Origin of the sequence: Akkermansia muciniphila, from assembly GCF_002884975.1 — a bacterium.
Classification (GTDB): Bacteria; Verrucomicrobiota; Verrucomicrobiia; order Verrucomicrobiales; family Akkermansiaceae; genus Akkermansia; species Akkermansia muciniphila_C.
On record NZ_PJKB01000002.1, the window covers coordinates 305,728 to 325,472 of the forward strand.

15 protein-coding genes are annotated in these 19,745 nt (G+C 60.4%); 12 read left to right on the plus strand and 3 right to left on the minus strand.

What is annotated here, in order from left to right:
* The first annotated feature begins 66 nt into the window (after positions 1 to 66).
* The 7 genes from CXU21_RS07335 (at position 67) to CXU21_RS07365 (ending at position 8,918) form a co-directional block, all read left to right on the plus strand.
* A complete protein-coding gene (locus CXU21_RS07335; protein ID WP_180972707.1) occupies positions 67 to 1,143 on the plus strand; it encodes an AAA family ATPase in 1,077 nt (358 codons plus the stop codon).
* A complete protein-coding gene (locus CXU21_RS07340; protein WP_102711758.1) occupies positions 1,133 to 1,930 on the plus strand; it encodes a hypothetical protein in 798 nt (265 codons plus the stop codon). The genes CXU21_RS07335 and CXU21_RS07340 overlap by 11 nt, the downstream gene beginning before the upstream one ends.
* A 166-nt stretch (positions 1,931 to 2,096) precedes the next feature.
* Positions 2,097 to 4,520: an ATP-dependent zinc metalloprotease FtsH gene (gene ftsH / locus CXU21_RS07345; protein WP_257997368.1), complete on the plus strand. Its 2,424-nt coding sequence runs from the start codon at positions 2,097 to 2,099 to the stop codon at positions 4,518 to 4,520.
* A gap of 6 nt (positions 4,521 to 4,526) precedes the next feature.
* The gene (gene rsfS, locus CXU21_RS07350; RefSeq protein WP_257996461.1) at positions 4,527 to 4,892 is read left to right on the plus strand and encodes a ribosome silencing factor; all 366 of its coding nucleotides are present in this window, start codon (positions 4,527 to 4,529) and stop codon (positions 4,890 to 4,892) included.
* Positions 4,893 to 5,035: 143 nt separating this feature from the next.
* Positions 5,036 to 7,537, plus strand: a complete 2,502-nt coding sequence (gene mutS, locus CXU21_RS07355) for a DNA mismatch repair protein MutS (RefSeq protein ID WP_257997369.1) — start codon at positions 5,036 to 5,038, stop codon at positions 7,535 to 7,537.
* Between the two features lies 1 nt (position 7,538).
* Positions 7,539 to 8,132: a 3'-5' exonuclease gene (locus tag CXU21_RS07360; RefSeq protein ID WP_180972708.1), complete on the plus strand. Its 594-nt coding sequence runs from the start codon at positions 7,539 to 7,541 to the stop codon at positions 8,130 to 8,132.
* A gap of 54 nt (positions 8,133 to 8,186) precedes the next feature.
* Complete coding sequence (locus CXU21_RS07365; RefSeq protein ID WP_180972709.1) at positions 8,187 to 8,918, plus strand: GDSL-type esterase/lipase family protein; 732 nt, start codon at positions 8,187 to 8,189, stop codon at positions 8,916 to 8,918.
* 42 nt (positions 8,919 to 8,960) lie between these two features.
* Here CXU21_RS07365 and CXU21_RS07370 read toward each other — a convergent pair whose 3' ends face one another.
* On the minus strand, positions 8,961 to 11,276 hold the full coding sequence (locus CXU21_RS07370) for a protein-disulfide reductase DsbD family protein (RefSeq protein WP_180972710.1): 2,316 nt from the start codon (positions 11,274 to 11,276) through the stop codon (positions 8,961 to 8,963).
* Positions 11,277 to 11,357: 81 nt separating this feature from the next.
* On the opposite strand from CXU21_RS07370, the gene CXU21_RS07375 reads away from it, so the two are divergent.
* On the plus strand, positions 11,358 to 11,765 hold the full coding sequence (locus CXU21_RS07375; protein WP_102711745.1) for an OsmC family protein: 408 nt from the start codon (positions 11,358 to 11,360) through the stop codon (positions 11,763 to 11,765).
* Positions 11,766 to 11,897: 132 nt separating this feature from the next.
* Positions 11,898 to 12,356 carry a hypothetical protein gene (locus tag CXU21_RS07380; protein ID WP_146016536.1) on the plus strand — a complete coding sequence of 153 codons (459 nt, stop codon included), beginning with the start codon at positions 11,898 to 11,900 and terminating at the stop codon, positions 12,354 to 12,356.
* Positions 12,357 to 12,368: 12 nt separating this feature from the next.
* Here the strand turns inward: CXU21_RS07380 and CXU21_RS07385 are convergent, their stop codons facing one another.
* Both CXU21_RS07385 and CXU21_RS07390 read right to left on the minus strand, forming a co-directional pair.
* Positions 12,369 to 12,836: a deoxycytidylate deaminase gene (locus tag CXU21_RS07385; protein ID WP_102725607.1), complete on the minus strand. Its 468-nt coding sequence runs from the start codon at positions 12,834 to 12,836 to the stop codon at positions 12,369 to 12,371.
* On the minus strand, positions 12,826 to 15,438 hold the full coding sequence (locus CXU21_RS07390) for an MFS transporter (RefSeq protein ID WP_180972711.1): 2,613 nt from the start codon (positions 15,436 to 15,438) through the stop codon (positions 12,826 to 12,828). The genes CXU21_RS07385 and CXU21_RS07390 overlap by 11 nt, the downstream gene beginning before the upstream one ends.
* Positions 15,439 to 15,865: 427 nt before the next feature.
* Between CXU21_RS07390 and CXU21_RS07400 the strand changes: the two genes are divergently transcribed.
* The 3 genes from CXU21_RS07400 to CXU21_RS07410 all read left to right on the plus strand — a co-directional run bounded on the left by CXU21_RS07400 (position 15,866) and on the right by CXU21_RS07410 (position 19,734).
* Positions 15,866 to 16,423: a hypothetical protein gene (locus CXU21_RS07400; protein ID WP_102725610.1), complete on the plus strand. Its 558-nt coding sequence runs from the start codon at positions 15,866 to 15,868 to the stop codon at positions 16,421 to 16,423.
* A gap of 83 nt (positions 16,424 to 16,506) precedes the next feature.
* The gene (locus CXU21_RS07405; RefSeq protein ID WP_180972712.1) at positions 16,507 to 17,394 is read left to right on the plus strand and encodes a prephenate dehydrogenase; all 888 of its coding nucleotides are present in this window, start codon (positions 16,507 to 16,509) and stop codon (positions 17,392 to 17,394) included.
* A gap of 135 nt (positions 17,395 to 17,529) precedes the next feature.
* Positions 17,530 to 19,734, plus strand: a complete 2,205-nt coding sequence (locus CXU21_RS07410) for a TonB-dependent receptor (protein ID WP_180972713.1) — start codon at positions 17,530 to 17,532, stop codon at positions 19,732 to 19,734.
* The last annotated feature ends 11 nt before the right edge of the window (positions 19,735 to 19,745 follow it).

The following is a 19,745-nucleotide window of genomic DNA, read 5'->3' on the forward strand; positions in this document are numbered from 1 at the left end:
TTTGTGACGGAAACTGGCGGCATTTGTAATTTACGGCATGCGCTTCTGTGCTACATTGGGAACGGTATGATACATGACCTACTGGTGAGCGGCATGACGGTGTTTCCCGGGAGTGAACATTTTGAGTTTGTTCCGGGAATCAATGTGGTGGTGGGCGGCAATGATTCCGGCAAGAGCCATCTGCTGAAGCTGTGCTATACCGTAGCCAAATGGAGCGCGGACGGAGGCAGGAAGTCCCTGCCGGAGAAGTGGGCGGAGGAGCAGAGGCTCCGGAAGGACCTGATGCGGGTATTCGCGTCCCGCGGCCTGGCCGGGCTGACCGCCCGGAACCGCGGCAACGCCCACGCCCATGTGGAGGCTTCCATGGAAGGGGAAGGCGTGCCGGAGGGCATGGGGAACCTGGTGTTTGATTTCAAGGCGGGGCATGAGGAGGAGGGGCTGACCATTCAGGAAATGCCCCTGCGCTTCCTGAACGTGCCGGTGGTGTTCCTTGCGGCGCGGGAGGTGCTGACCATTTATCCGAGCTTCGTGCAGGTGGGAAGCAGGTTTCCGGAGTTCCTGGACGGCGGAAGCTGGGACCTCTGCCGCTACCTTGATGCGGATGCGGCGGCGGAACCCATCAGTACGGATGCCGGGCGCGTGGTCGCCAGGCTGGAAAAGATCATCGGCGGGCAGGTGGTGAAGCGTGACGGGCGCTTCTTCCTGCAGCGCCCCGGCCAGGAGCCGATTGAGATGAGCCTGGTGGCGGAAGGCTTCAAAAGGCTGGGCACGCTGAGCTACCTGATCCGCAACGGTTCCGTGAAGAGAGGCTCCGTGCTGTTCTGGGATGAGCCGGAAATGAACCTGAACGCCTCCCATCTGCCCGTGCTGGTGAAAACCCTGACGGGGCTTGCCAAAACGGGGGTGCAGGTGATTCTGTCTTCCCACAGCCTGTTCCTGCTGCGGGAGCTGATGATTCAACTGTCCGAGCCGCGCAACGCGATGGTGCAGAGAAAGTTTTTCGGAATGAGCGTTCCGCGTGGAGACCGTTCCGGGGTAAGGGTTTCCTGGGGGGAATCCCTGGAGGATGTGGGGCCTATCGAGTCTCTTGAAGCGGAAATCGAGCAGGCGGACAGGTATTTGAAGCTGAGCTATGAGTCATAAGCCGTCAGAAGCTCATTACGTGGAGGGAGTCCACCGTTTCTGGATCGATGAAGGCTACGTCGTGTGCCGCATTGAGTGCTCGGACTATTATTCCCGGCAGGCGCAGAATTTCTGCGGGGGATGCAAGGAAATGGACTTCCTGCTGTACCATCCGGGACGCCGGGACCTGTGGCTGGTGGAGGTGAAGGATTACCGCTTTGATGCCCGGCCCAAGGTGGGGGAACTGGTCTGCGCCCTGAGCCGCAAGGTCAGGGATACGATGTTCCTGCTCCGGGCCGCTTCCGTAGCCGCTCCGGATGAAGAGCCGGCGGAGGGCGTCTCCCTGAGGGATTTTTCCATTCTGGCCTCGGAGGCGGAAACGCTTCACCTGGCTTTTCTTCTGGAGATGGGCATGGGCGGCGTCTGGACGGACGGCGGCCTGCTGGCGAACGTCAAGAACCTGCTGGTGGCTTCCATGCGTTTTCTGGATGCTGAGCTGATCTGCGCGCCGATCACGTATCCCCACCGCATCGGCCCCTGGCGCGTGACGTCGGCCCATGGGGAGGTAAGCAAGCGGGTGGAAATCCGCCGGGCCAGGAAACTGGCGGAAATTCAGGAACAGCGGCGTCAGGAAAGGCTGAAAGTCCAGGAGGAGCGCGCGTGGCAGGAAAAGAGCCGTGAGGGGAGCGGCTTTCACGCGGCCGGAACGGAGGGGAAGACGCCCCAGTGGAAATTGCGCCTCCAGCAGCGCATGAACGGGGAAACCGCCAATCACGAGGGACGACGCAGAAAAAGGAAACGGGACTGACTCCCGCGCTGTCTATTGCCTCATTGCCGGAAGGCTCTTCTCCGCCCGGAACAGTCTGGCGCCTTCCTGCGCCGGCTGTATGGCATGTCTCGGAAAAAAGTTTTATTTTACAAGGACTCGCGTATCATGCCGCCCGATTCATTAACTTCTGTGTGCTAACCACATTATGTCTGACAGAAAGCCTCCCATTCCACCCCGTCCCCCTAAATTTCCCGGCTCCGGAAAGCCCGAATCCCCCAACTGGGGCGTGTGGGTCATGGTTCTGCTCATTGTAGGCGTCCTTGCGTTCGGTTTTTTCACCCCTGAATCCTTTGGGCTGGGGCCCCGCAAGGAAAGCCTGGAATCCTTTGAAGCCCAGTACAAGGCGGGCAGGGTGGTCCTGAACGACCCGAAGGCCCCCGTGGAGGTGGTGCTGAATGAAAACGGTTCTGAAGGCGTGATTCACGCGCTGGTTTACAAGAAGGACATCCAGCCGAAGGTGGAAATGAAACCCTTCGTGCTGTCCTATTCCATGTCCCTGCCGGACCGTGACAAGCCTCTCCTGAATGAGCTCCCCAGCTACAGGGTGGCGGAAAGCCTGGACCGGACCGTGGAAGGGAAAAATGTTTCCATCATTCCTGAAGAAGCGCAGAAACTTTCCGTGCCTGAATTCAACCGCATGGCCCTGGAAGGGCGCATTGCGGGCGGCAATGAAGGCCTTATCCTGGCGGAAGACGGGAACCAGAACGTTTTAGTGGGGCAGATTGTCACCCGCATCTGGCCTGCGGCCACGGGGGACGCCTCCGTGGACAAGCAGCGCTTTGAACGGGTGGAAGTGCCCTTTACCCTGGAATTTCAGGGGGAGCGCGTCAAGCAGCTTCTGGGGCCGGATACCAAGTTCAAGCGTGAATCCGGTTCATGGGGCGGCATTCTGCTGAACCTGCTGCCCATCGTGCTGATTCTGGTGATCCTCTTCTTCATGTTCCGTGCGCAGAGCGGCGGCGCCAGGGGTGCCATGAGCTTTGGCAAGAGCCGTGCGCGCCTCATTGCACCGGACAAAAACAAGGTGACGTTCAAGGACGTAGCCGGCGTCAGCGAGGCCAAGGAGGAAGTATGGGAACTGGTGGAATTCCTGCGTAATCCGGAAAAATTCCGCGACCTGGGCGCCACCATTCCCCGCGGCGTGCTGATGGTGGGCTCTCCCGGTACGGGCAAGACCCTGCTGGCCCGCGCCATTGCCGGTGAATCCAACGCCTCCTTCTACTCCATCAGCGGTTCTGACTTTGTGGAAATGTTCGTGGGCGTGGGCGCCAGCCGCGTGCGTGATATGTTTGAACAGGCCAAGAGAACGGCCCCCAGCCTTATTTTCATTGATGAAATTGACGCCGTGGGCCGCCAGCGCGGTTACGGCATGGGCGGCGGGAATGACGAACGGGAGCAGACGCTGAACGCCCTGCTGGTGGAAATGGACGGTTTTGAAAACAATGCCAACGTGATCGTAATTGCGGCCACCAACCGCGCGGACATTCTGGACCCGGCCCTGCTGCGTCCCGGCCGCTTTGACCGCCAGGTGGTGGTGAACCTCCCGGACGTCCGGGGGCGGGAACAAATCCTCCAGGTGCATGCCAGGAAGGTGAAAATGGCCCCCGGAGTCGGTTTTGCGCGCATTGCCCGCGGCACGGCCGGCTTCTCCGGCGCCCAGCTGGCCAACCTGATCAATGAAGCCGCCCTGCTGGCCGCCCGCAAGGGATTGAAGGAAATTACGGAAGCGGAACTGGAAGAAGCCCGCGACAAGGTCAGTTGGGGCCGCGAACGCCGCAGCCTGGCGATCAATGAACGCGGGCGCCGCATTACCGCCGTGCATGAGGCGGGACACGCCATCTGCCTGCTGAAAACGCCGCACAGCGAACCCCTGCACCGGGTGACCATCGTTCCCCGCGGGGGAGCCTTGGGCATGACTATGTGGCTTCCTTCGGACGACAAGATGCACCAGCTCCGGTCCGAGATGCTTGACCAGCTCGTCGTGGCGATGGGCGGCCGCTGCGCTGAACAAATCGTCTTTGGCGACGTGACCAGCGGAGCTACCGGAGACATCAAGAGCGCCACCAGCCTGGCTCGCCGCATGGTCTGCGAATTCGGCATGAGTGAAAAGCTGGGCCTGATTGAATACGGCGAACACCAGGGAGAAGTTTACATTGCCCGTGACCTGGGCACGCGCTCCCGCAACTATTCGGAATCCACGGCGGAGTTGATTGACTCGGAAGTCCGCTTTCTGGTGGACAGCGCTTATGAACGCGCCATGACCATCCTGACGGAAAACCGGGACAAGCTGGATATTCTGACGGAAGCCCTGATGGAGTTTGAAACGCTGGAAGGCTCCCAGGTCATGGATATTCTGGAGTACGGGGAAATGAAGAATCCCCCCGCCAAGGTGGTTCCTCCCCCCATGCCTTCCGATGTGGAAGAACAGGACAGCCGGAAAAAGGATTCCGGAAAGGAGCGCACGGAAGCCGCTGAGGAAGGAAAGAAGGAGAAGGATCTGGAGGAACAGGACCCTTTTTCCTACAATCCCGTGGAGGAGTACGGCAAGGACGGGGAAGAGAAAAAGTAATTTAACATGGAAAAAATCAATATGGTAGCCAATGATGCGATGGAACTGGCCAGGATGTGCGCCCGCGCCGCGGATGAAGCCAAGGCTGAAAATGTGAAGGTGTACGACCTGCGCGGCATGTCTTCCCTGACGGATTTCATGGTGGTGTGTACGGGCCTGTCCGTTCCCCACCTGCGCGCCGTCATCCGGGGCGTGGAGGAAGCCGTTCAGGAAAAAACGGGAGTTCTCCCCACCTATGTGGAAGACACGCCCGTGGCGCTGTGGTCCGTAGTGGACTACATTGACGTGATGGTCCACATCATGGGGCAGGAAACGCGTGAGTTCTACGGAATGGATACCCTGTGGAAGGATGCCCCCGTGGTGGAATATTAACCTCTTGTGATTCGGTTTTTCCTGCCGTGCCGCTGCCTGCCAGCGGCACGGCTTTTTTATTTTCTGGCGCTCCGGTATTGGGTTCTAACAAGATTCCAATCTTGCCTTGGGAGCGGAACCGGATTACTCTTCTACCGTCATTTATGAGTAATTCCGGACCCACCGCAACCCCGATGATGGAGCAGTACCTTCGCATGAAGAAGGGTTTGCCGGAAGACGTCCTGCTGTTTTTCCGGATGGGGGACTTTTATGAGATGTTCTTTGAGGATGCCAAGGATGCGTCCTCCCTTCTGGGCCTGACGCTGACCAAGCGGCACGGCATTCCGATGTGCGGGGTTCCCCATCACAGCGCGGAAGGGTACATCGGACGCCTGGTGAAGGACGGCAAGCGCGTGGCGATTGCGGAACAGACCACCCTGCCTCAGCCGGGCAAACTGGTGGAGCGGGAGATCACCCGCGTGATTTCCGCCGGAACTCTGGCGGACATGAACCTGCTGGACTCCTCCCGCCACAATTACATCGTGGCCCTGTACAAGGATAAAAAGCACTTCGGCCTGGCGTGCGTGGACCACACCACGGGGGAATTCTCCGTGGCCCAGTTTGAGCGCATGGACCTGCTTCTGGATGAGCTGTCCCGCATTAATCCTTCCGAGCTCCTGGTTAGTGACGAGCAGACGGACAGCTTCCCCGGCGCCCATCCCACGCTTTACTACGACGGGTACACGTTCCTGCCTTCCACGGCCATTCCCAATCTGCTGGGCCACTTCCGGGTGCATTCCCTGGACGGCTTCGGCTGCGGGGAGATGACCGCCGCCCTGGGCGCGTCCGGAGCCGTGCTTCATTACCTGGGCTACCAGCTCCGCCGGCCCACGGACCATCTGCGCCGCATTTCCGTGCGCGCCACGGAGAGCGCCGTGCTGATTGACCAGGCCAGCCAGAGAAACCTGGACCTGGTGGATTCCCGCGGCGGCGTGAAGCTTTCCCTGCTGGGAACCCTGGACAGGACGAGCACCCCGATGGGCGCGCGCAAGCTCCGGGACTGGCTGCTGCACCCCCTGTGCGATCTGGAAAAGCTCCAGGCGCGGCAGGAGATGATCGCCGTTTTACTGGAGGAGCCATACCTGATGAGCAAGCTCCGTGAGAGCCTGAAGAACGTCCGGGACATGGAGCGGCTGACGGGCCGCATTTCCCAGGGCGCCGGGAACGCCCGGGACCTTCAGGCGCTGGCCTCCTCCCTGAGCCGCATTCCCGCGCTCAGGGATGATCTGGAATCCCTGCCCGGAGACGGGGAGATGCTGGAAAGCATCCGTTCCCGCATGGGCTGTTTTGATGAGCTGGTGGACCTGCTCCAGCGCGCCCTGGTGGATGAACCGCCCGTGACGATCAAGGAGGGGGGCATCATCCGGGAAGGGTATCACGCCGGGCTGGATGAATTGCGCCTGGCCTCCCGAGACGGGAAGGACTGGCTGGCCCGGCTTCAGGAAAAGGAGCGCAAGCGCACGGGCATTGATTCCCTGAAAATCCGCTTCAACAATGTCTTCGGCTATTACATTGAAGTAACGAAGAGCCATTACGACAAGGTGCCCCCGGATTACCAGCGCAAGCAGACGCTGGTGAATGCGGAGCGCTTTGTTACTCCGGAACTCAAGCAGATGGAGAATACCATCCTGGGGGCGGACGAGCGTTCCCGCCAGGTGGAGTATGAGCAGTTCCTCCTGCTGCGGGAGGAAGTGGGGCGCCACATTGACGGCATCCAGGTTACGGCGGACGCCATGGCTGACCTGGACGTGCTGCTGGGGCTGGCGGAGGGCGCGCAGCAGTACCGGTACTGCCGCCCCGTGCTGGATAATTCCATGACCCTGCGTATTGTCAACGGCCGCCATCCCGTCATTGAACAGAATGTTTCCGGTGACGCGTTCGTGCCCAATGACGCTTTTCTGGAACCGGAGGAAAGCCGCCTCATTCTGCTGACCGGGCCCAACATGGCGGGCAAGAGCACCTATATCCGCCAGGTGGCCCTGATTACGCTGATGGCACAGATCGGGGCCTACGTTCCGGCGGAGTCCGCCCACATCGGCCTGGTGGACCGCATTTTCTGCCGCGTGGGAGCCAGTGACGACCTGGCGCGCGGGCAATCCACCTTCATGGTGGAAATGAGTGAGACCTCCCTGATTCTGAACAACGCCACGGAACGCTCCCTGATCATTCTGGATGAAATAGGGCGCGGAACCGCCACCTTTGACGGCCTCTCCATCGCGTGGGCCGTTGCGGAGTACCTGCATGACGAGCTGAAGTCCCGCACCCTGTTCGCCACCCATTACCATGAACTGACGGATCTGGCCCGTTCCAGGGCCGGGGTGCAGAATTACAATGTGGCCGTACGGGAATGGAAGGAGGAGATCGTTTTTCTGCGCAAGATCGTGGAGGGGGCCGCGGATAAGTCCTACGGCATCCAGGTGGCCCGCCTGGCAGGCATGCCGGCGGTCATCGTGGACCGCGCCAAGACCATCCTGTCCCATCTGGAAATGAATTCCACGCGCCCCCGCAGGAAGGAGCGCACCCGTCTGGCGGAGCCCAGGGCCAAGAATACGGATATGGATGATGACATGCCCACCGGGGAATACGCCCAGCTGGAGTTGTTCTGATATGCCGCTGCCCGCAGACATGATCGGCGGCCTGCGCTTTGCCGCCATTGATTTTGAATCCGCCGGGGCGGCCCGCGGAGAGACGGACCAGCCTGTGCAGGTAGGCATTGCCGCCTGTCCGTTCCTGGAAGGGGAGCCGGAGCTGTGGACGTCCTACATTGCCACGGACAAGCCCGTCCTGTGGTCCGCTTCCCAGGTGCACGGCATCACCCCGGGGATGCTGGCGGATGCGCCCTCCTTTCCATCCCTGTGGCCGGATATCCGTTCCCGGCTGGGGGAAGCCGTGGTAGTGGGCCATAATCCCGCCACGGAGCGCAAGTTCCTGCGGCGTTTTCCGGGGCACGGCTTCGGCCCGTGGCTGGATACCCTGGCTCTGGGGAAGATGTGCGTGCCGGGCCTGGCGGATTATTCACTCTCCACCCTGTGTGATGCCCTGGGGCTGACTTCCTCCGTGGATGCGCTGCTTCCCGGCCGCCGGTGGCATGACGCGCTGTATGATGCGCTGGGCAGCCTGCTGGTCGTCCGGTTCCTGGTGCGGGAGCTGAAGCTGTCCTCCCAGCCTCTGGAAGTGCTGGGCAAGGCGGTGGGGAAGTAATTTCCCATTTTCTCCGGAAAGGTTGGCCGGGCGTCAATGCGTATTACAGGGAAGATGAAAGTTCCCGTTTTTCTTGCCGCCCTCCTGTTTCTGGCCCTTTCTTCCGTTTTTGCGGAGAAGAGTCCGGAAAAGTTGGTTCCGGACCTCCCGGATGTCCCCAAAATGAATACGCAGCATTGGGTGCCGGCCCGTTACAAGGTGGTCCGGGAGCAGTTGCTCGGGAAGGAATGCGGCGTCCTGTTCGTGGGGGATTCCATCACGCAGGGCTGGGAGCAGGAAGGAGCGGAATATTGGAAGAAGCTGTTCCTGCCGATGAAGGCCGTCAACTTCGGCGTCAGCGGAGACAGGACGGAAAGCATGCTGTGGCGCATGGAGGATACGGGGCTGGCTGTTAAAACGCCTCCGCGTTACTGCGTTTTGCTGGCCGGGACGAACAACATCGGCCGGTGGGAGGGAAGGCAGCCTGCGGAAGAAACGGTGAAGGGCATCCGGGAGGTAGCCGTGCGCCTGCTGAAGAAATTCCCGGAGACCCGTCTGATTCTGATGGAGGTGACGCCTTACGGTCCCGACCCCTCAGCCCCTCTCCGCAAGCGGCAGGAGGAGATTAATGAACGCCTGCGCCGTCTGGAACTGCCCCGGACCACCGTTCTTTCCATTAACGGCCGCCTGTTGAATGCGGACGGGACGTTCCGGGAAGGAATGTTCCGGGACAAGGTCCATCTGACGCCTAAAGGCTACCAGGTCTGGGCGGAGGCGCTGCTGCCTCTTCTGGACCGTAAAAGCTGAACTTTTTCCCTGGCGGTACCGCCAGGGAAAGAAAGCCTTTTATCAGCGGTTCATTTCCGTTTCCAGGAATTCCAGCAGGTAGGACGGGGACAGGAGTTCCCGGGTGACGATGGGCTTTTTGCCCGGCAGGTACAGGGCGTTCACGGGGACCGCCGTGCGGCCCAGGTTTTTGAGTTCCTGGTCAATGGCAGGGTTCGTGCGGGTCTTGTCCGCCTTCATCATGACGATGCCGTATTTCTTGAAGGCGGCCAGCACTTCATCCGTGTAGGAGGCCTTGTTGACCTGGCAGGTGGAGCACCACCGGGCCGTGAAGTCCACATAAACGGGTTTTCCTTCGTTCAGGGCCGCCTGCATGGCTTCCGGGCTCCAGGGGGTCCACACGCTCCCTTCCGCCTGATGGGCGGGAGCTGCAGGGGCGGAGGAACCCGCGGCTGCGGATTCCCCTCCGCGGCCGAACCAGGCGGCTCCTTCCGGCGGAAGCATGTAGTACAGGCCGGCCAGCAGGAAAATCACGGAGAAAATGCCCCCCGTGATGCGGGATTTCCGGCTGCGGTACATGGGGCACCATCTGCCGTACACCCAGAAGGCCATGGAGAACAGCACCAGGCCGAAGAACAGGAACAGGATGTCCTGCGGATGGTTGTCCGCGTCAAAGAATGCAATGTAAATCCACAGGAAGTAGGCGGCGGTGCCGAACATCAGGAAGGACATGGACTGCTTGAAGGATTCCATCCACGCTCCAGGTTTGGGCAGGTATTTGGTCAGGACGGGGAAGGCGCCCAGAATGATGTAGGGCAGGGACATGCCCAGGCCCATCATGGTCAGGCAGAGCACGATGCCCAGCGGAGGCTGGAGCATGGCCGCGCCGATGGCCTGCCCCAGGAACGGCGCGCTGCACGGGGTGGAAATGACCGTAGCCAGGGCGCCGGACCAGAAGGAGCCGGCATAGCCCTTCTGGTGCTGGAGGTCGTTGCCCATGGTGGTGGCCTTCACTCCTATTTCAAAGACGCCGAACATGCTCAGCCCCATGGCGAGCATCAGGCCCAGCAGGCAGAAGTTCACCCAGGGGTTTTCAAACCAGAAGGCCCAGTTGACGACGCCCTCCGCACCGTGGCCCAGCCAGAAGTCACTGCTGAAAATGCCGGGGCCGGCGGGCGCGCTCCAGTCAAACATGTTCGCTTTCAGGGCGATCAGGATGGCCGTGATAACCCAGAAGGAGATCAGGATGCCCAGCACGAAGGTCAGGGAATGGGCCAGCACTTTTTTCCGTTCACCCCCGCCCAGCTGGACGAAGCTCATGATCTTGAGGCCAATCACCGGGAAGACGCACGGCATCACGTTCAGGATAATGCCGCCGATGAACATGAAGAACATGATTTCCCCCAGCCCCATCAGCGGCGGCGCGGGAACGGGGCCGGAAGATGCGGCGGGCGTTTCCATCCCCGTTATTGCCGCCTGTGTTCCTCCGGAAAAGGGGCGGTTGTCCGCCGTGATGCTGGCGCCTTCCTTCCCGGCGCGCAGAATGCCGGAGAGGGCGGCCAGCGGCTTTCCCTTGTCTGCGTCCGGCAGGTTGTTGGGGTACAGGCCGTCCGTGGTGTCATTGTACTGCATGGACAGCTCGTAATTGGAGCCGTCCAGTTTTTTGAAGGTCTGGGGAGTGGTGGGGTTGATTTCCCCCTCGTTGCAGAAGAAGTAGACGGAATCTTCCGGGATGGGCTGTCCGTTTGTCCTGAGGTGCAGGGTGACGGTCTTCCCCTCCTGGGAAATCCGGGCCTTCAGCCCTTCCGCCCATGCAGGGGTGGAAAGCCCCGCCATGCCGCCGGACAATTCAGCCGCATCGGGAGCGGCCTGCCCGTCTCCGCGTTTCAGCGTGACGCTGAAGTCTTTCGTTTCCGGAGCGGCGCACTGTTCCGCGCACATTTGCCACGTCATGGTGGTGGTGAAGGTGGCTTCCGCAGGGGCGTCCTTCTCCGGAGTCACGCGGAAGGCCATTTTTGCCTTCCCGCTGTAACCGTAAAAATCCACGATTCCTTTTCCCAGTTCCGGGATTTGCCAGAAGGGGCCTTCCACCCGGAAGCCGGGAACGGCCTTGAACGCGGCTTCCATGGGCAGTCCTACCGTTCCCGGATTCTTGTAGTAGACGTGCCAGTGGTCCGGCAGAGTCAGCTCCGTTACGATGACGAAGGGAGTTTCTCCGTAGGACGTGACTGTAGCCCTGGAAGTTCCGGAGGCCTGGGTTGACCCGAAATCCCCCGCGCCGCCAAAGCTCATGGCTCCGAAGTCCTGTGCCGTTCCCGTACTGCAAACCCCGGCAAAAATACCCAGGGAAACGGCTGCGGCTTTCAAAAAGGTTCTCATGACAAAGTAGGGAACCATAAAGAAGGGGGGGATTCAATGTTTGTGTGTTGCATGGCGGGGCGCCTTGTATAAAATACGGTCATGGTAAAAACTAAAACGACATACGAGGGCGGCCTTCACTGCTCCATGGTTCACGAACCCTCCGGGGCCACGCTCTCCACGGATGCTCCCGTGGATAACAACGGCAAGGGTGAATCCTTCTCCCCCACGGACCTGGTAGGTGCGGCGCTGGCCGGCTGCATGAGCACGATCATGGGCATCGTGGCCGCGCGCAAGGGCCTTAAGCTGGAAGGCATGACGATGGAAGTGGGCAAGCATATGAACGCGGAACCCCGCCGCATCGGGAAGCTGGAAGTGGTGATCACCGTGCCCCTGCCTGCGGATCATCCGGACAGGAAGATGCTGGAACAGGCCGCGCTGAGCTGCCCCGTCAAGCACAGCCTGCATCCTGACATTGAAATCCCCATCACCTGGAACTGGGTTGGTTGACAGCCAATCGTGATTTCTTGAGGCCGCCTGTGAAAACAGGCGGTTTTTTTATGAGATGAAAAAATGTTGGAAAAATGAGATAATAGTTGAGTAAACTTGACTTGTGTTTTTCTGTTGTGCATTTTTCCGGGCATGAAGTTTTTTTCTGTCCTGTTTTTGCTTCCTGTGACGACGGTTGGCCTTTTATCCGGCTGCGGGGGTGGTTCGGGAAAATCCGGAGATGACGGGAATGTTTCCCTGAGCGGGCAGCAGGTAAGCCTGTTTGAGGGCGGAACCATGCTGTACAGGCTCCAGTTCGGCGCGCAGGATGCGGACGTCATCAGGATGGAAACGAGAACCGTGTATGATGGAGTTTACACGTACCGGTTCAATGAAGGCGCCAATTCCGGCATTCTGAATATTTCCCCGGCTTCCAACAGCGTTGCCGCGTGTTCCATGAGGGACGTGAATATTTCCTTTGACGATTCCGCGAGGGATACGGGCGTGATTGTTGCAGGAACCATCACGGAAACCGGGCCTGATCTTGACTTCTCCATTGACGGCGTTCCCCGCCCCATGGCCGGCTGGACCTGCCGCGTGCACCGGGATTAGCCTCCCGGAGGCTTAACAGTCCAGAACAAGGGGGAAATGCCGGCTGAGCGGGTAGTCCGTGACCTGGATCAGCTCCACGCCGTAAAGGCTGGCAATGGCCGGAGCCTCGGACTTGTCATACGGCTCACAGTAATAAATGGTTTTCACGCCGTGGGCGCACAGCGCCTGCATGCATGAGGTGCAGGGCATCGTGGTGCATGCCACCACCTTCGCCTCCCCCCTGCGGAACAGGCTGCACAGGTTGATTTCCGCATGCAGCATGTATTTCTGGCGTTCGTCCCGGCTGGCCCAGAAGGTGTCCTGCGCCTTGAAGCCGGGATACAGGCCGTTGTAGGCGGTGCCTATCACGCGGTTGTCCGCGTCCAGGGCGGCGGCTCCCACCTTGCGGTACGGGTCTTCTGAGCGCAGTGCCGCCGCGTGCGCCAGCGTCATTACATACTGCGGGATGGGAAGGCGGGAGGGAGAGGAATTATTGTTCATGGTTGGAGGACTGGAGTTCCGCCAGGAATCCGGATTCGTCCAGATACAGGTTGGGCGGCAGGGAATAAGGGGTGGGCAGCGTTGCCCCGGCGATGACGTTGGACAGGGGAGGTTTCAGGTAAAAACCGGGCAGCAGGCGTCCTCTGGTTCTGGCCCGCATGCCGAGCTGCACGGTGCCGTCATCCAGCTTGAAGACGCTTCTCTTCATGGACATGGCCAGGATGATGCCGCGGTCCGTGGCAAAGCAGGGGCGCCACCCGATGTTGGGGAGCACCAGGTCCCCGGAGCCGCTGAAATCATAAAACGGCGTGCGCGTTTCCGGCACCAGGCTGTACAGCCTGCGGCGCAGGAAGTCGGAGCCCGCCACCTGCTTGATGCCTTCCGGCATGCTGTGGTCTGTATCTCCAATGAGGTACACGGGGGTGCTGGTGAGGATGGGCCACAGAACGGAAGCCACCGTCTCATGCACCTCATCATGCCCCACGCTGGTCAGCAGCAGTTCACGGGGCTGGAGGGAGTTCACGCGTTCAAGCTGCTGGGCGTTCATCCAGAAATCGCACAGGCGGCTCTGGGAGCGGGAGCTGTCCAGCAGGTTGGTCAGCCATTTCCTGAGTTCCGGATGTTCCGCGTCCACGGTGTCATTCATCAGGCATTCGGCAATTTCATACCCGGTGAGCCGTGCGTTTTTAGCGATGACCAGCGGCTTGTGGGCGATGCGTTCCAGATGGTTCAGGATGGTATCCCGGCCGATGCTGGCGGCAATTTCCAGGCAGGTGGAGGAAAGTTCCCGCAGGGTGTTGATGACGATGCGGGGGTTGACGGCTTTAGGCGCAATGGGTTCCCCGATGGCCGCGGTGAAGCGGTAGGGAATGCGGAGGGGGGCCTTGGAGAAAAAGCGGTTGCCGGAGTAGGAGAAGATGCTCCCCCACAGCTCGTCCATGTAAATGGGAACGATGGGGCAGCTTGATTTTTTGGCCAGCATTTCCAGGCCCTTGCGCGCCGCGCAGAGGGTGCCCGTGCGGGTAAGCTGGCCTTCCGGGAAGATGCAGATCACTTCCCCGGCCTTGAGGGCCTGGATGGCCTTGGACAGCGCTTCACGGGGGTTCCGGGAGGAAATGGGGAGGCAGTTGAAGAGTTCCAGAATCCAGCCGAGCCAGCGGATGGCTACGAACTCCTCCGCCACGATGAAGCGGATGGGGCGCGGGCAGATGAGGGAAAGGAAGAGCGCGTCCCCGTAAGTGACGTGGTTGGAAACGATGATGGCTCCCCCGTCCTCCGGGATGCGGTCCTGGTGGATGATGCGGGAGCGGTACACGATGCGCATGATCCACAGGCCCATCATGCGGATGAATTCACGGGGAATGAGGCGGAACGCCACAATCGTGATGCCCGCGCCCAGGGCCGCCAGCACCCAGAACTGGTTCTGGATGGAGAAGATGTTCCTCAGCATGAGCTGGACGCCGACGGCCACCAGGCCCATCAGGCAGTCCATCAGGTTGCCTGCGGCAATGACCGTGCTGCGGTTGGAGGGGTCGCAATTGTCCTGGAGGTGGGCGTTCAGCGGCACCAGGTACGCGGCGGCAAAGGCCCCCGTGATGCCGAAGCCGATGTTGCTGGGCAGGGAGCCGGGAGCGAAGAAGGACATGAAAATGCAGCCGATCGTGAAGCCGATGGCGCCCAGGGGGATGAGCCCCAGTTCAATTTTCTTGCGGCAGATGATGGAGGCGATTACGCCGCCCACCACGGTGCCCCCGCTGAGCCACGCCATGAGGATGGCCGCGGACATGCTGAAGCCCGTGCCGTCAATCGGATGCTCCTGGGCGATCTGGAGGGAGATGAGCATCAGGGCCCCGGCCAGGAACCAGAAGTAGGAGACGCCGATTTCACTCAGCCTCAGGTCACGCTGGCTCCACAGGTACTTGAGCTGCACGAAGTGCTCATAAAAAAGCTTCCATTCGAATTTCCGGGTCTGGTTGGCTGGATACCTGGGGAGGGACAGGGCCGCGATGGCTACGGGAACGGCGATGCAGGTGAGGATGAGCGTGGGGAAGGCGGCCGCTTCCCAGCCGTCATTGGAGGAGACTTGCAGGATGTCAAACCAGACGAAGATGCCGATCTGGGCCGCCAGCATGGACAGGATCAGGCTCATTTCCATCAGGCCGGAGGCATAACCCAGTTGGCGGGAGCCCACCATGTCCTTGACCACCCCCTTTTTTGCCGGGCTCAGGATGGTTGCCTGGACGGAAAAGACGCAGAACCAGAAGACGGCCATCTCAATATTCTCATACTTGTAGCACAGGAACATGGCTCCCAGCACCAGGATTTGGAGGAAGGACATGAACTGGATGATGCGCGCCTTGCAGAAGCAGTCCGCCAGCCAGCCGACGAAGGGGGAGAACAGGATATAGGGGAGTACGAAGATGCAGGCCAGAATGTACTGAAGGGAGTTGACCCAGGAATCCGGTCCGTACACGGCGCTGTTGGCGGCCAGCCAGACGCCCAGCGGAATCAGCAGGAACTGGGCGGCTTTTTCATTGAAGGCGTTCTGGGCTTGAATGAGAATCAGGGAATAAAACCCCCTCCATTCTTTTTTTGAGGGCATTTTTTTCTTAGATGTCTGTACGTCATCCATGTGGGCGGATTGTAGCAGATCACAGGGGGTAGGGAAGGATAATCTGTTTCCGCAGGGGCGGGGCCGCAGCGTGTTCCGATGGGGGTACAGGGGCCGGAAAACCGCCGGATGGGAACAGGGAGGTTTTTATGGGGAGGACAGGGTGGGCAGGAAGGGGACACGGTGCCTCTCCTGCTTCATCCGCCTGGGCGGCCGGCTTATTACAGGTTATTCCCCCGTTTTTCCGGAGGAAAAGGCACTCCGCCGGCAGTGAACCCCATGCGGCTTTGCGCAAACGCGCCGCCAGGGACCGGAGAATCCTTGTCATGAAGCGGTTCGGCAAACAGGCTTTATGGTTGACATGAGGGTGGGGGGCCGTAGGATGCTGGCAGAAAGCTATCACCCGAAGAGAGATCATATGAATACTTCCCAGACGATAGGCGTGCTGCTGGCCGCAGGCGCAATCCTTCTGCCTTCCTGTGAAACGGAACGCGTGAATGAACGCCCCATCGGCATTTATCCTACGGAAAATGTCTATCCGTCCGGCTCTGGCTCCCAGGGCAGCAGCCTGTTGAATGAAATTCAGCGTGAAAATTCTCTGGACCCGGCAGTGGGGCAGAACTCCGGCTTCAATCCGGATCCGGCCCAGACCAATTCCGGAACCATCGGCAACCTGGTGGGCGGCAGCAATAACATCACGCCGCCCGCGCCTGTCGTTCCGAAGCTCGTCGTTCCCAATCCCGTGGGTGACACCTCCGGCTCCGGCATTGCCGCTCCCAGGCCCGTGGAGCCTTCCGCCCCCTCTTCCATTCCCGTGGCATGGCCTACGGCGGACCCCACCGTGGTGGTCAGCCCGTATGACCGCACCAAGAAGATCAAGATTCTGAACAGGAGCACCAACAAGCCCTATCCTTCCGGCACCGTGCTGCGCGACACCAACTTCCCGAATGAAGTCAAGAAGTTCCGCGTGCCCTGATGCGGCTGCCGCAGAACCGTGATGTCCGCGCCCCTGAGCATCCCGCATGTTCCGGGGCGCTGACGTATCTGCCTGTAAAAAACATGAGCGAGCCTTCCCGAAAACAGCTTTCCTTTTCCTCCATCGCCATTCTCGGCCCCGGCCTTCTGGGCGGGTCCCTGGCGCTGGCCGTGAGGGCGCAGATGCCCCATGTCCACGTGCGCCTGTGGGGCAGGAGGGAGGAGCCGCTGGAATATGCCCGGTCTTCCGGAGCGGCGCACCGTGCCTCCACCCGGATGGAAGAAGTGGTGGAAGGCGCGGACCTGGTCATCCTCGCTACCCCGGTGGGCGTGATGGCGCGCCTGGTTTCCGGCCTGCTTCCCCTGCTGAAGCCGGGCGCCCTGGTGACGGATGTGGGTTCCGTGAAGGGCTGCGTTCACCAGGCCGTGGGTTCCGCCCTGACGGAAGCCGGCTTGGCGTTCATCGGCTCCCATCCCATGGCCGGCTCTGAAAAGCAGGGCATGGAGCATGCCACCGGAGAACTTTTCCGGGATGCCACCTGCATCCTGACCAATGACGAGCACGTGCATGAGGATGTGCTGCTGCTGCTTCAGCGGTTCTGGGAGCGCGTGGGCTGCCATTGCATCCGGATGAAAGCGGCGGACCATGATTCTTCCGTAGCCCGCATTTCCCACATTCCGCATGCGTTGTCCGCCCTGTGCGTCCACGCCGCCCTGGACGGGGGGGATGTGGAACGCCTGGGACTGATTTCCGCCGGGGGGTTCCGGGATACCACGCGCGTTTCCATGGGGGAACCGTCCATGTGGGCGGAAATCCTGACGGAAAATGCCCCCGCTGTCCTGGATCGCCTGGACGCCACCCTGTCCCAGCTGGGTGAGGTGCGGGACTGCCTGGCCTCCGGAGACAAGGAGGCGCTCCGGGAGTGGCTGAAAGCCGCGGCGGAGAGCCGCGCCCGCGCTCTTGGTTTGTAAGGGACCGCCTGGTTTTTCCCCGGATGGATGTGCCCTGGCAGCAAGGTAAAAGGGCATCCTGTTATCAAATTGTTAACAATCCGGGATGGACGGAGGTCCGTTCCTTTTTATACTTGCCCCATGCGTTTATCCACCATGAATACCTCCCTCCATCATCTCAAGGGACGCAGGCTGCACCGCGCCGCCGCCATTGGTAGTCTCCTTGTCCTCGGCCAGTCCGCTTATGCCGAGACGAAACCCGCCGCCGCAGAAGAAGGCGTGCAGGAAATGCCGGAACGTGTGATGACCATCCGTTCCAAGTCCCTGCGGGCGGAGACGGTCAGTTCCGCCACCCTCACGAACATGAAGACGGAGGAGGTTCCGCAGACGGTGAACGTCATTACGCGGGACCTGATGGATTCCAAGGGTTCCGATTCCCTGGTGGAGGCCCTGCGCATGGATTCCTCCGTCAATACGGGGGGGGACATGCTGCTGTCCCGCACGGCGGACCAGTACACCATCCGCGGTTTTGCCGGCAGCGACGTGCAGATAGGCAATATGCCTCTTCCCCGCGGCATGGGGTACGGCATGGATACGTCCCTGATTGAAAATATTGAAATTGTCAAAGGCCCCATCGGGTCCATTTCCGGAGGGCAGACCAGTACGCTCGGGGCATACGGCGCCGGCGGTTCCATCAACCTGATCCTGAAGGAGCCTGATTTCGTGGAACGGACGGAATTGACGGCTTACGCCCGCCTGTCCCACCACGGGCAGAAGTACCGCGCAACGATTGACGACACCCGGTACAGGGGGGATGAAACGGAGGGATTTGCCCTGCGCACGGTGGTAGCCGCCGAGTATGAACGTCCGTTCTGGCTGAGCAACGGAGCCAACGGAGGCCAGAAGTACACGGTGTCCCCCATTTTCCGCTGGCAGCATGATTCCCGCACCAAGACGGTGCTGACGACCAGTTTCCAGTATCAGAATTCCCCGACGACCATGGGCATCCCCGTGCTGGGCGGCCACTTTGTGGGGCCATATGACGCCTGGTACGGCTCTCCGAGCGGACGGCTCAATTCCAAATCCCTGCTGGCGATGCTGGACTTTGAACGCAAGCTGGAAAGGGTCTGGACGATCCGCATTGGCGGCGGAATGGGGTACAGCGATGTGGACTATAATGTCTGGGGCATTTCTTCTTCCGCCGGACGGGGAATGAGCACGGAGGACTATTACAACCAGATGATCGCTTCCGGAAAGGCCAAATACGAAGCTGCCTGGAGCGACGAGTGGAACATCAACTGGAATTTCTATTCCAACGCGCTGGCGGAGTTCAAGACCGGGCAGGTGGAGCATGAAGCCCTGATGGGCGTTTCCTATACGGGGAGCAGCACCTATGGCGACGGTTCCAGCCTGGTGACGAACGCTACAGCGAACACGAACGGTTATTTCTCCCTGTACAATCCTCCGCCCTTTTTCCCGGCAGGGCGCGATTACTCCGGCGCCAACGCGACGGATACCGTGGTTCAGCGGGCGGGCCTTCTGCTGCAGGATGTTCTTAGTTACGGACAGTGGCGCTTCCTGGCCGGCGTGCGCGGGGACGCCCATTTCAGCCTGGACAATAATTACGCGTTTGCGTGGAGCCCCCGCTTCGGAATCACCCGCATGTTCGGCGAACGCGTAGCCCTGTTCGCCAATGCGGCCCGGACTTCCGCCCCCAATTTCGGGTATCTGGATGAAAACGGAAAGGAACTGACCGACGCCTGGCGTACGGACCAGATGGAATTCGGCTTCCGGGTCAGCCCGGTGGACAAGGTGTGGTTCTCCGCTTCCTGGTTTGACATTATCCAGAACAATACGCCCGTAGCCATAGACGGCTATACCAACCGGTATTATTCGGACGGCTCCAAGAGGGCGGAAGGCGTGGAACTTTCCCTGAACGGGGAAATCACCAAGAACTGGAGTTCCTACCTTTCCTACACCTACACGCGGACCAAGAACCGGACCTCCGGGGAAGTGTATCCAACCATCGCTCCGAATGCTCTGGCCCTCTGGCAGAAGTACCGCATTGACGGCGGCTTGATGAACGGCACCGTGCTGGGCCTGGGCTACCGTTGCAAGGATTCCTACTATGCCACGTTCCGCGGGGCAAAAATTGCGGACAATTACACCATCCCCTCCTACAGCGTGTTTGACTTCACGGTGGAAATACCCCTGCCGGAAAAATGGCTGAAGGACGCCACCCTGAGGCTGGCCGTATACAATATCTTTGACAAGAAGTACGTGCAGTCCACCCGCCACGCCGTGCAGTGCACGGTGGGAGAGCCCCGCACGTTTGAAGTAGGCCTGAAGACCACCTTTTAACCATTCCCTCC